The sequence below is a fragment of the Barnesiella intestinihominis YIT 11860 genome, assembly GCF_000296465.1.
Classification (GTDB): Bacteria; Bacteroidota; Bacteroidia; order Bacteroidales; family Barnesiellaceae; genus Barnesiella; species Barnesiella intestinihominis.
This window is the reverse complement of record NZ_JH815203.1, coordinates 975453-988229: the sequence shown is the minus strand read 5'-3', so window position 1 is coordinate 988229 and position 12777 is coordinate 975453. Positions and strand designations below refer to the sequence as shown.

General features: G+C 47.8%; 9 protein-coding genes. 5 read left to right on the top strand and 4 right to left on the bottom strand.

Annotation, left to right across the window (positions count from 1 at the left end; translation table 11 throughout):
- Positions 1 to 48: 48 nt before the first annotated feature.
- Positions 49 to 1095: an asparaginase gene (locus tag HMPREF9448_RS04025; protein ID WP_008861315.1), complete on the bottom strand. Its 1047-nt coding sequence runs from the start codon at positions 1093 to 1095 to the stop codon at positions 49 to 51.
- 600 nt (positions 1096 to 1695) lie between these two features.
- On the opposite strand from HMPREF9448_RS04025, the gene thrA reads away from it, so the two are divergent.
- Genes thrA through thrC form a run of 4 tightly spaced genes read left to right on the top strand, consistent with a single transcriptional unit; the run spans position 1696 to position 7285 of the window.
- Positions 1696 to 4131: a bifunctional aspartate kinase/homoserine dehydrogenase I gene (gene thrA, locus HMPREF9448_RS04020; protein WP_008861313.1), complete on the top strand. Its 2436-nt coding sequence runs from the start codon at positions 1696 to 1698 to the stop codon at positions 4129 to 4131.
- A gap of 21 nt (positions 4132 to 4152) precedes the next feature.
- A complete protein-coding gene (locus tag HMPREF9448_RS04015) occupies positions 4153 to 4737 on the top strand; it encodes a YdeI/OmpD-associated family protein (RefSeq protein WP_008861312.1) in 585 nt (194 codons plus the stop codon).
- A 14-nt stretch (positions 4738 to 4751) separates the two neighbouring features.
- Positions 4752 to 5963, top strand: a complete 1212-nt coding sequence (locus HMPREF9448_RS04010; protein WP_008861311.1) for a cofactor-independent phosphoglycerate mutase — start codon at positions 4752 to 4754, stop codon at positions 5961 to 5963.
- A gap of 14 nt (positions 5964 to 5977) precedes the next feature.
- A complete protein-coding gene (thrC, locus tag HMPREF9448_RS04005) occupies positions 5978 to 7285 on the top strand; it encodes a threonine synthase (protein ID WP_008861310.1) in 1308 nt (435 codons plus the stop codon).
- A 68-nt stretch (positions 7286 to 7353) separates the two neighbouring features.
- Here thrC and HMPREF9448_RS04000 read toward each other — a convergent pair whose 3' ends face one another.
- Positions 7354 to 8529, bottom strand: a complete 1176-nt coding sequence (locus HMPREF9448_RS04000; protein WP_008861309.1) for a purple acid phosphatase family protein — start codon at positions 8527 to 8529, stop codon at positions 7354 to 7356.
- Between the two features lie 351 nt (positions 8530 to 8880).
- Positions 8881 to 10167, bottom strand: coding sequence for an O-acetylhomoserine aminocarboxypropyltransferase/cysteine synthase family protein (locus HMPREF9448_RS03995; protein ID WP_008861308.1), 1287 nt, complete (start codon positions 10165 to 10167; stop codon positions 8881 to 8883).
- A gap of 176 nt (positions 10168 to 10343) precedes the next feature.
- Here HMPREF9448_RS03995 and HMPREF9448_RS03990 point away from each other — a divergent pair, with 176 nt between their 5' ends.
- The gene (locus HMPREF9448_RS03990) at positions 10344 to 10805 is read left to right on the top strand and encodes an Lrp/AsnC family transcriptional regulator (RefSeq protein WP_040295957.1); all 462 of its coding nucleotides are present in this window, start codon (positions 10344 to 10346) and stop codon (positions 10803 to 10805) included.
- A gap of 62 nt (positions 10806 to 10867) precedes the next feature.
- Here HMPREF9448_RS03990 and HMPREF9448_RS03985 read toward each other — a convergent pair whose 3' ends face one another.
- Positions 10868 to 12646 (bottom strand): DNA polymerase III subunit gamma/tau, encoded by a 1779-nt coding sequence (locus tag HMPREF9448_RS03985; protein ID WP_008861306.1) that lies wholly within the window; start codon positions 12644 to 12646, stop codon positions 10868 to 10870.
- Positions 12647 to 12777 lie beyond the last annotated feature (131 nt).

Below are 12777 nucleotides of genomic sequence, written 5' to 3'. Positions count from 1 at the left end.
GCTTCTTTTTGATTCGGTTGTCTTGTGTCTCGGTGTTTTTTACTTGGCCTAATTATGCAACGTCAATGTGATTTCCCCGCTTAGCGAGCGATTCATATTTTCTTTTACGACTTTGGCGGAATAGCGGTGACCGAACAAGAACATAAGTTTGGTGAGTACGGCTTCGGTTGTACTGTCATAACCGCTCACTACGCCCACGTCTTCGAGTTTGCAACCGGTTCCGTATCGGCTCATTTGTACGCTTCCTCCCATACATTGGCTCACATTGACGATAACGATGCCTTTGTCCACGGCCTCTTTCAGTAAGTAGAGGAACCACTCCTTCACGGGAGCGTTTCCTGATCCGAACGTTTCGAGCACGACACCTTTCAATCCCGGAATGTTTAGAATGGAGCGCACGGTTTGTTCCGATATGCCGGGGAACAGTTTCAGTACTACGATGTTGGTATTCATCAAATAGTGCGGACGCAGAGGTTTCGATGTGGTGCGGGCGATTTGGTTTTCGTCGTAGTGAATGTGTACCCCCGCCTGTGCCAACGGAGGATAGTTGGTCGATACGAATGCGCTGAAACTTTCGGCACTTATTTTAGTTGTACGGTTCCCTCTCAGCAGATGGTTGCCGAAAAAGATACACACTTCCGGGACCAGAGGATCGCCATTGGTATTCTTGGCGGCAGCTATTTCGATGGCGGTAATCAGGTTTTCTTTGCCGTCGGTTCTCAACATGCCGATGGGAAGTTGCGAGCCGGTGAGAATAACCGGTTTGTTCAGATTTTCGAGCATGAAACTGAGAGCCGATGCTGTGTATGCCATCGTGTCGGTTCCGTGCAAGACGACAAATCCATCGAATAAGTCGTAATTGTCGGCGATGATGTGTACCAGTTTTACCCACGAGTCCGGTTCTATTTCCGACGAGTCGATGGGGGGCTCGAATTGTACCGTCGAGATAGAGAATCCAAGTTGTCGCAATTCGGGAACTTTATCGAGAAGGTGATGGAAATTAAAAGGTTCGAGGCTCCCGGTTTTGCTGTTTTCTACCATTCCGATAGTTCCGCCGGTGTAAATGATAAGGACCGATGTTATATTTTCAGGCATACATCAATGATTTATTTCTTTACAAAAAGTAGTGGATACGGACTGAAACGAATAGGATTCGGTTGCGTCGGGTATGCCACATTTTTTTGTTTGGTTGTACAAAAATAGTCATTTGCGGGGGAAAATATCATTTTGTTTGGCAAAATATTCCCTATTATCGGCTATCTCCCTTTTCATGTGGCAAAAAGACATTTTCAAAATGCCGTTTAAAAACGTCTGTAAAATACAAAATTGTAAAAGAAATGATATTTTTATAAATCATTTTGTGCTTGTTTTTATTCAAAAAATAAAAAATAGATTACTTTTGCAATAAAAGAGAAAATAGATGACATCGGGCGGCAGTCGATAGAGTTTGGTTGTATCCCTCGGTTGTTGCATGTTTGAGAGGATTTAAAGATGATAATATTGATGACAAGGTTACGATATAGAACATATTTTTTCTTCGGGGTTACGGCTATGGGTACTACCCCTTAGGGGGGAGGACGTTATTTCATTATCTCGATTTACCGTAATTGGGTATGGCTTTTAACTAAGTTTTGTAACTTTGTGTATGATTCCCCATAGGTTGGGGAAGGTAACACCGATAGAAATTCACCAGATATGAAAGTATTGAAATTCGGAGGCACGTCGGTCGGCTCGGTAGAGAGCATGTCGAGTGTCAAACATATAGTCGAGAGTTGTCGGGAGCCTGTTATTGTAGTGGTTTCGGCGCTGGGGGGAATAACCGATAAACTCATTGGCACGGCCAAAATCGCAGTGGAAGGCGGTAATGCTTATGAACACGGTTTTCGTGAAATCGTAGATAGGCACATTGCCATGATACATGGTGCTGTCGATTCGCGCAAGAGAGACGAACTTCTGTCGCTCGTAGAGCCGTTGCTCGATGAGTTGGGAAATATTTTCAAAGGCGTGTCTCTCATTAAAGATTTGTCGGTAAAGACCCTCGACACGATTGTCAGCTACGGCGAGCGTCTCTCCTCGTTGATTGTCAGCCGGGTTATCGACGGGGCCGAGCATTACGATTCCCGTCTGTTCATTAAGACGCAGATGCAGTGTGGTAAACACATTGTCGATTTCGAGGAGACCAACCGGTTGGTGAAAGCCGGTTTTAATCCATTGCCTCGTATAGCCGTCGTTCCGGGATTTATCGCCTCTGACAAGAGCAATGGCGATGTCACCAATCTGGGGCGTGGGGGATCGGATTATACGGCAGCTATCTTGGCTACCGCTCTCGATGCCTCGCAGCTCGAAATCTGGACCGATGTCGATGGCTTCATGACAGCCGACCCCCGGGTAATCAATACGGCATATGTCATCGAGCGGTTGTCGTTTGTCGAAGCGATGGAATTGTGCAACTTCGGTGCAAAGGTTATTTATCCTCCGACCATTTATCCGGTATTTCACAAAAATATACCTATATTCATTAAGAATACTTTTAATCCTTCGGCTCCCGGAACCCTCATATCCGAGGACAATTCGCATGCCGAGGGGAAGGCCATCAAGGGTATTTCGTCTATCAACGACACGTGTCTCATCACTTTGTCGGGTATGGGCATGGTGGGTGTCATCGGTATCAATTCACGTATATTCAACCGGCTGGCAAAGTCGGGTATCAGTGTCTTTTTGGTGTCGCAGGCATCTTCCGAAAACAATACGACATTTGCCGTGCGCAATGCCGATGCCGAGTTGGCGGTGAAAGTATTGCGCGAAGAGTTCCGCCATGATATGGCTGTCGGAGAAATCAGTGCGATCGAAGCCGAGAAAGATCTTGCCACCGTAGCTATCGTGGGCGAGAATATGAAGCATACGCCCGGTATTGCCGGAAAACTGTTCAACGTTTTGGGTCGTAACGGTATCAACGTGATAGCTTGTGCGCAGGGGGCTTCTGAAACCAATATATCTTTTGTAATTGCACTTGGTAGCCTGCGCAAAGCGCTCAACGTCATACATGATTCTTTCTTCCTCTCCGAGTCGCAAGTGCTCAATCTTTTTGTTGTAGGTGTGGGTACGGTAGGTAAGGACTTGTTGCAACAAATCAGCAAGCAACAGCAACGGTTGCTCGAAACGAAGGCATTGCAGCTTCGGTTAGTGGGCATTGCCAACTCGCGTAAGTGTCTTTTCGATAGGGAAGGTATTGACGTCGAGCATTGTCAAGAGCTGCTCGATCGTTCCGAAATGGTTGCTTCGCCCGAAAAAATCAAGGACGAAATTATCAAAATGAATATCTTCAATTCGGTGTTTGTCGACTGTACGGCAAGTCCCGATATAGCCGCGCTTTATAAGACTTTGCTCGACCACAACGTATCGGTAGTGGCATCCAATAAGATAGCTGCTTCGGGGTCGTACGATTCCTATCGGGAATTGAAGCAGACCGCTCGCAAGCGTGATGTGAAGTACCTTTTCGAGACGAACGTTGGAGCGGGGCTACCCATTATCAACACGATTAACAACCTCATCAACAGCGGCGATAAGATCTTGAAAATCGAGGCAGTGGTTTCCGGTACGCTCAATTATATTTTCAATGTGGTGGGAGCCGATGTCCCGTTGAGCCGGGCTGTGCGTATGGCGCAGGAAGCCGGATACAGCGAGCCCGATCCTCGTATCGATTTATGCGGACAGGACGTTATCCGCAAGTTGGTGATTTTGGCGCGCGAGGCTGGATACAGGGTAGAGCAGAGCGATGTGAAAAAAAAGCTCTTTATCCCCGATGACTATTTCAAAGGTTCCCTTGCTGATTTTTGGAAAGCGATACCGCAATACGATGCCGAGTTCGAACAGTATCGTAGACAAGTCGCCGATCGGGGTAAAGTTCTCCGTTTCGTCGCCACGCTCGACCACGGCGATGTCGAGGTGGGGTTGCGTGAAATCGATTCGGCTCATCCGTTCTTCCATCTCGAAGGGAGTAACAATGTCATATTGCTGACTACCGAGCGTTACCGGGAATATCCTATGGTCATCAAAGGATATGGTGCGGGAGCCGAAGTTACAGCCGCCGGTGTCTTTGCCGATATTATCGGTATTGCCAACATTCGATAAGGGTTATAACGAGTGCGAAGCATGGAAATAAGTAATGAGTTGAATGTCGGTTCCAGAGAGCAGCTGCGGGCTTGGCTGAGCGAGAATCACGATTCTTGCGATGAAGTCTGGATAGTGTGTTGTCGTTCCGATCGGGTGCACACTTGCGGGTTACCCTATTTGGACGTTGTCTATGAGGCGCTATGTTTCGGCTGGATCGATTCTACTTGTAAGCGGGTCGGCGACAAGATGTTGCAACGGCTCACTCCCCGTAAAAAAGGAAGCAATTGGACCGAGCTCAACAAGGCTCGTTTCAGGTATCTCGAACGGGAAGGGACGATGACTGATGCGGGAAGGGCGGTTTTTCCCTATTTGCTTGAAACGGAATTTACGATAGACGATATTATCGTCGAAGAGCTGCGGAAACACCCTGTGGCGATGGATAATTTCTCTCGGTTTCCGGAGCTTTATAAGCGGGTGAAAATAGGAAATATACAAATGAAAAGAAATAATTCGGATTTGTATCGGCGACGTTTGGACAAATTTATCCGGTTTACTTGTCGAAACAAGATGTACGGCGAGTGGAACGACAATGGAAGACTGTCGCAGATATATGAGAATAAATAAAAAACAAAGGGCCTATGAAATATATCATTGTTTTGGGCGACGGTATGGCCGACGAACCCATCGGGAAATTGGGTGGACGAACGCCTTTGCAGGCGGCCGATACTCCGGCTATGGACTGGTTGGCAGCTCATGGTCGTTGTGGTTTGTTGAAGACAGTCCCCGATGGTTATCACCCCGGTAGCGAAATCGCCAATTTGTCGGTATTGGGTTACGACCTCGACCGGGTGTTCGAGGGTCGAGGCTCGTTGGAAGCGGCGAGTATGGGAGTCGATATAGAGTCGGGCGAGATGGCGATGCGCTGTAATCTCGTCTGTATCGAAAACGGTCGTATCAAGAATCATTCGGCAGGACATATCTCTACGGCCGAAGCTGCCGAATTAATCGATTTTTTACAGAAAGAATTGGGAGGTGAGGATGCCAATTTCTTTCGAGGCGTTTCGTATCGGCATCTGTTGAAGTTGAAAGGCGGAGACAAGCGAGTAGACTGTACTCCTCCGCACGATGTTCCCGGTACGCTTTTTCGTGAGGTAATGGTTCGTTCCCTCGTTCCCGAAGCCGTTCCGACAGCCGATCGTCTGAACGAGTTGATATTGCGTTCGCAACAGATTCTGCCGTCGCATCCGGTCAATCGGAAGCGTGTCGCCGAAGGTAAAGATCCGGCGAACAGCATCTGGCCGTGGTCTCCCGGTTATAAGCCCCGTATGGAGACACTGGCCGAGCGTTATGGGATAAAGAGCGGCGTTGTCATTTCGGCGGTAGATCTTATTCGGGGTATCGGGGTATATGCCGGTCTGCGGCCTGTCGAAGTCGAGGGAGCGACCGGTTTGTATGATACCAATTACGAGGGTAAAGTTCAAGCGGCGATCGAGGCATTACATACGCACGATTTTGTATATTTGCATATCGAAGCCAGCGATGAAGCCGGGCATGAAGGCGATGTCGATTTGAAAGTTCGCACGGTCGAATATCTCGATCGTCGGGTTTTAAAACCGCTCATTGATGCCGTATCTCGAATGAACGATTCGGTGACGATAGCCTTGTTGCCCGATCATCCCACCCCTTGCCGGTTGCGCACTCACACGGCCGAGCCTGTCCCGTTTGTGATTTACAAATCTGGGGTGGAGCCCGACGGAGTCACCCGGTACAGCGAGTCCGATGTAGCCGGCGGCGCTTATGGGGTGCTGGTAGGAGAGCAGTTTATAAAAGAGTTCTTTCGGAAAAATTAAAATAGAAAAGAGCGATGCAATTTTACAGTACGAATAGAAAAACTTCGCCGGTTTCCCTCCGCGAAGCAGTGGTGAGAGGATTGGCAGCAGATAGGGGGCTTTTCATGCCTGAGGTGATTCGCCGGTTTCCCCCGGCATTTTACCAAAATATGAAAGAGATGACCTTGCGCGAAATTTCTTTTGTCGTGGCCGAGGCCTTTTTCGGGGAAGATGTGGAAGCCGGTAAATTGAAAGAGATTGTCGACGAGACGCTCAACTTCGATATTCCGTTGGTGAAGGTGGCCGATAACCGGTATAGTTTGGAACTTTTTCACGGACCCACGTTGGCATTTAAAGATGTGGGGGCGCGCTTCATGGCTCGGTTACTCGCCTATTTCAATAAACAGGAGGGCGAGCGGCAGGTCAATGTGTTGGTAGCTACATCTGGCGATACGGGCAGTGCCGTGGCAAATGGATTTTTAGATGTTCCGGGTGTAAAAGTATTCGTGCTTTATCCGCAAGGGAAAGTCAGCGAGATACAGGAAAAGCAGTTTACCACACTCGGTCGCAACATTACGGCATTGGAAGTGAGCGGTACATTCGATGATTGTCAGGCATTGGTGAAGAATGCCTTTATGGATAAGGAGCTGAACGAGAAACTCTATCTTACCTCTGCCAATTCTATCAACGTGGCCCGTTTCCTGCCCCAGTCGTTCTATTATTTTTACGCCTATGCGCAGTTGTGCGGGTTAGTCGGGAAGCCCGAAGAAGTCGTGTTCAGTGTGCCCAGCGGAAATTTCGGCAATATTACTGCCGGTTTGATGGCTAAACGCATGGGACTGCCTGTGAAACGGTTCATTGCGGCCAACAATCGCAACGATGTATTTTTGCAATACCTGCGTACGGGAGTTTATACGCCGCGGCCTTCGGTCGCCACTATCGCTAATGCGATGGACGTGGGTGATCCCAGTAATTTCGCGCGAATACTCGATTTGTACGGAGGCTCGCACGATGCGATTTGTGCCGAGGTAAGCGGGGTAAGTTACACCGATGAACAGATTCGTCGAACGATGAGCGAAACTTTCCGTAACGAACGATACTTGCTCGATCCTCATGGAGCCTGTGGTTATCAGGCGTTAGTCGACGGATTACAGCCCGGCGAGACAGGTATCTGTCTCGAAACGGCACATCCGGCTAAATTTCTCGAAACGGTCGAATCCGCTGTTGGCGAGACGATTTCGGTTCCCGAAAAACTGCAAGTCTTTATGCAGGGCGAAAAACAAAGTATCCTTATGCCGGTCGGCTTCAACGCTTTCAAGCACTTTTTGCTCAATCAGCAATAAAGGTTCTGTTACGTAAATCAAACAGCCGGGAAATTTTCCCCGGCTGTTTGATTTATATGACTATATTATTATTGTTTCTGAAATTCTTTTTCTAACAGGATTTTTCCGTCTTCCTGTTTTACTTGAACCTTCAATGAATGGTTTGAGGCAAACAAGGTCAATACCGAGTTGTTCGAGTTCACGATGATGGGGAAGGAGGCCGCATTTCCTTTGTCGGTAAATCCGAATGCGTGCTCGTGACCGCTCAACATTAGATCTATTTGTGCCTGTTCCAATAAGGGCAGTAGTTGTTCCCGCAGCCGTTCGGAACCGTACCAACCGCCTTTCGTGAAAGGCATATGTGAGATAACCACACGGTAGGAGGCGTTCTTGAACTCTGGGTTGTCTATCTCCCGAGACAGCCAATCCTTTTGTTCGAGCATATAACTGTCGAAGTCTATCAGTCCAGAGTATTCCACATCGGTGTCAGGTTTGTCTTCACCGCAGTCCAACACGATGAAGCGAACGGGTCCATAGGTGAAAGCATAATAGAATTTACCGTTGGGGCCGGCGAAGTATCGGGAGAAGTTGCGGGCATATGCTCCGCGGGTTTCGTGATTGCCTCTTGCGTACACGAATGGCTTTTGGGTAGCGAACAACTCGATGGAGGTGTTGAGGAAGCTGGTAAATATGTCGTTTTGCCGGTTGATGTGGCTACACATGTCTCCGCAGAAAAGTACCATGTCGAAGTCCTGTGGCGGAGCCATGCCCAGTAGTTTCTTTTGCAATTCGTTATTCCCATGTATGTCGTTGACCATAACCATTGACAGGGTTTCTCGATGGTTGTCGAGAGTCGTGAAGGTCAACGGTTTTTTCCAGATGTCGGTGGATACTACGGAACCCATAACAGGACGGTAGGCCCGCAATTCTTTCACTTCTTGCGACAATACTCTGTAAAAATAGGTCGTATTTTTTTCGAGTCCTTTGACCGTCACCCGGTGCAGCGTGTCGACACAATATAACCCGTCTTGTGAGGCATAGGCTTTTCGTGGCGGTTGGGAGTAGAAACTTTTCCCGGCCTCCTTTTTGCTAAATTCCACCCACGATTTGCAAGGCTTATCGGTGGTCCACACGACTGTTACTTCATCTTCGGACAGATTCTGTAAATAGGGGCCGTGAGTAATTTGGGCTGAGGGCTGTCCGGCTATGGCGTAAAGGGGAAAGACTATCCCTGCGACTATTGCAATGATTGATTTCTTTGTCATATCGGTAGATTCTAAAATAAATTATTCTTTAAACTGTGTTTTGTGATAACTATATAAAGCGGGCATAACTCGAAAAGAGGATAGGTTTGTGAAGAATCGATTACGGTATTTGTGTTTTCAAAAACTTAAAGCGACATTTTTATCCCCTTTTGTATGGGATAGAATATTTTGGCTTTACTACAAAGATAACATATTTATTGCTTGTGTGATACTTCTCGTAAAAAAATAAGAACGGTTTTTAAGTGAAGGTGTGTGATTGATACCCGTGAAAAGGGGTGATATAAGACTTGAAACGTCCCTGCCCGTATATCGGGCGGGGACGTTTCGGCGCGTTATGATTTTGATTTATAATTATACTTTTTCCAACGCTTGTTTCAAATCGTCGATGAGGTCGTCGATATGTTCGGTTCCTATGGAGAGGCGCACCGTGCCGGGGAAAATTTCCTGTTCTTCTTTTTCTTGGTCGGTAAGTTGAGAATGGGTAGTCGAAGCCGGGTGAATGACCAACGATTTCACGTCGGCGACATTGGCGAGCAGTGAAAAGATTTTCAGGTTGTCGATAAAACGATGGGCTTCTTCTGTACCCCCTTTTATCTCGAAAGTGAAAATCGAACCGGCTCCCTGTGGGAAATACCGTTCGTACAATGCATGGTCGGGGTGGTCGGGCAAAGCCGGGTGGTTTACCCGTTTTACTTTCGGGTGTCGGGACAAAAAGTCCACTACTTTCAAGGCGTTTTCTACATGACGTTCCACGCGCAGGGAGAGGGTCTCCAATCCCTGTAAAAGCAGGAATGCGTTGAAGGGGCTGATGGCTGCTCCGGTGTCGCGTAGGATAACGGCGCGTATGCGGGTGACGTATGCGGCTGCTCCGGCGGCTTGGGTGAATCGGATACCGTGATAACTGGGGTCGGGTTCGCTCAATTGGGGAAATTTACCCGAAGCCGTCCAGTCGAATTTGCCCGAATCGACGATTATACCTCCCAACGATGTGCCGTGGCCTCCGATAAATTTCGTCGCCGAGTGTACGACGATGTCTGCTCCATGTTCGATAGGGCGTATCAGATAGGGCGTACCGAACGTGTTGTCGATAATGAGCGGTATGTTGTGGCGGTGGGCTATCTCGGCTACGGCATCGATGTCGATGATGTTCGAGTTGGGGTTACCCAGAGTCTCGATAAAAACAGCTTTCGTGTTCGGACGTATGGCTTTCTCGAAATTCGACAAGTCGGCAGGATCGACGAACGTTGCCGTCACGCCGTAAGCAGGTAGGGTATGATCCAGCAAATTATAGGTCCCGCCATAGATCGTCTTGGCAGCGACAATATGGTCGCCGGCACAAGTAATGTTTTGAAAAGCGTAAGTGACGGCGGCTGCGCCCGAAGCGACGGCAAGGGCGGCCACTCCGCCTTCCAGTGCGGCGAGACGTTCTTCCAGTACATTTTGGGTCGGGTTGGTTAATCTGCCATAGATATTGCCGGCATCTTTCAATTCGAATCGGGCGGCGGCATGAGCCGAATTATGGAATACATAAGAAGTCGTTTGATAAATAGGGACGGCTCTTGCATCGGTTGTGGGGTCGGGTTGTTCCTGTCCTACATGAAGCTGCAAGGTCTCGAAATGCAATTTTTTCTGTGCCATTATCGTTCGTTTTTTTATTGAAATATCTATTTGTTTGTCCTGTACAAAGCTATATATTGTAGATATATCGAACAAGAATTTTTATAAATATGGAAAATATAACTATATTTGCCGATATTATTAGAGTAAATATATCGTTTGTAATCTTGGGGACTTCCCCGAAAGAATACTATTCTATGGAAATATTGGATAAAACCGATTTGCAGATATTGCGAGTCTTACAAAACAATTCTCGCTTGACAACCAAAGAATTGGCGGCAAAAGTTAATTTGTCGCCTACACCTGTCTTTGAACGGGTGAAACGTTTGGAGGCCAACGGGTATATTAAAAAATATGTGGCAGTGCTCGATCCTGCGAAGCTCAATCGGGGTTTCGTCGTCTTTTGTAGCGTCAAGCTCCGTAGGCTCAATCGGGACATAGCCGCCGAGTTTACCCGCATCGTCCGGGAAATCCCGGAAGTGACCGAGTGTTACAACATTTCGGGCGATTACGATTACCTGCTCAAAATACATGCTCCCGATATGAAATATTATCAGGAGTTTATTATCAATGTATTAGGTACGATAGAGAGCATGGGGTCGCTCATGAGTACTTTTGTCATGGACGAGGTGAAGCATGAGTATGGCATTCCGCTTTAATTTTTCCATGAGTTGTCCCGCTGCCTTTTTCTTTCCTTTCCGTATCTTTTGCTCGTAAACGGTCAAGCGATTTCGAGGTCGAACGTGTCGTATAGGTTTTTTATATCGGGATTCTTTTCGATCATCTTCATCAGTACATCTTTCGGACTGAAAATAATTTCTTTCTCTCCCGGTTGGTTGATACGTAATTGCATGGAGAACTGGTTGTTCTTCAAGGCATTTTGTAGGAAAGACATCAATTCGTGGAAATGCTCGTTGATGTGGTCCACTTGAATTTGGGAATCGACCGACACTACGAAATTCTTGGGGTCGACGAGCTGTGGGCGGCAACTCTGCATCGTATTGACGAGCACGACTTCTGTCGGTATGGTTTTGGCGTATTCCAGCCAAGCTGTGGTAAGGGCTTCGGCTGTGAATGGTGTATCGAGTACGGTTTGTACGGTCGATGTGTTTTCCTCTGCGACAGATTCTGCCGGTTTCTGATGTATAGAGATACGAGTCGGGGGAGCCGCTTTTCTTGTTTGCGTCGGAGCTGCCGGAATATCCCGTTTAAAAGTTGTAGGCCGTATGGTTGCGGCTCGGTATGCAGCCTGAGGTTCGGCAGTCTGGGTAACTCCCGATGTGGTTCCTGCCGTTTGTTGAGAGGTCGTGGTGTTTGGTGTCTGGGTCGTTGGGCTTACCGTTTGTCCGGCGTTGGGAGCCGGCGTTATCTTCTGCAACGGGGGATTTTCGGGAGCGCTAGTAACAGGGTTTGTGATTTGGCAAATCTGTATTAGAGTCAACTCCACCAAAAATTGTTTGTTGTTGCTTATGCGATAGTCAAGATCACAACGATTGCTCAGTTCCATCGCACGGTATAAGAAAGGTAAGGTACATTTTTCCGCCTGTTCGCCATAGCGTTTGGCCACCGATTCGCTCACTTCGAGCAAGGGGAGGGTTACCGGGTCTTTACTGACCAGCAGATCGCGGAAATGACGGCTCAGTCCGCCGATGAAAAATTGGGCTTCGAAACCGTTGTCCCGTATTTCTTTGAATATCATCAACGCCTGCGGTACGTTGTTTTGCAAGAAAGCATCCACTAATCTGAAATAGTACTCGTAATCCAGTACGTTGAGGTTTTCGATAACCGATTTATAGGTGATGTGTCCGCCCGAAAAACTGACGACTTGGTCGAATACCGAGAGAGCATCTCGCATACCGCCGTCGGCTTTTTGGGCGATGATGTTCAGGGCCTCCGGTTCGGCGGTGATACCCTCTTGTGAAGCCACATATTGTAAATGTTCGGCTATGTCGGTAGTGGTAATCCGTTGGAAGTCGTACACTTGGCATCTCGACAGAATCGTGGGCAATATTTTATGCTTCTCGGTAGTTGCCAGAATGAAAATAGCATGGTGCGGCGGTTCTTCCAGCGTTTTCAAGAAAGCGTTGAAAGCGGCAGCCGACAGCATGTGCACCTCGTCGATGATAAACACTTTGTATTTGCCTATTTGAGGCGGTATCCTCACTTGGTCGATGAGCGTGCGTATATCGTCCACCGAGTTGTTCGAGGCGGCATCGAGCTCGATGATGTTGTAGGAACGTTGTTCGTTGAAAGCTCGGCACGATTCGCATTCGTTGCAGGCTTCTCCCGATTCGGTCGGGTGGAAACAGTTGATTGTTTTAGCGAAAATACGGGCACACGAAGTTTTCCCTACGCCGCGAGGGCCGCAAAACAAATAAGCATGAGCGAGTTTGTTCGAGTCGATCGCATTTTTCAGAGTTTGAGTCAATGCTTTTTGTCCTACGACCGAACGGAACGTCGATGGCCTGTATTTTCGTGCCGAAACGATATAATTGTCCATATAGATTTTCTAAGTTCTTTTGCAAATATAGTGAAAGGAGAGCGCAGAGGCAAACGAAAATTTCATTTTCGGCTTGACTATGCCGAACCGCATCCGATATTCTACAAATATAGTGAAAGGAGAGCGCAGAG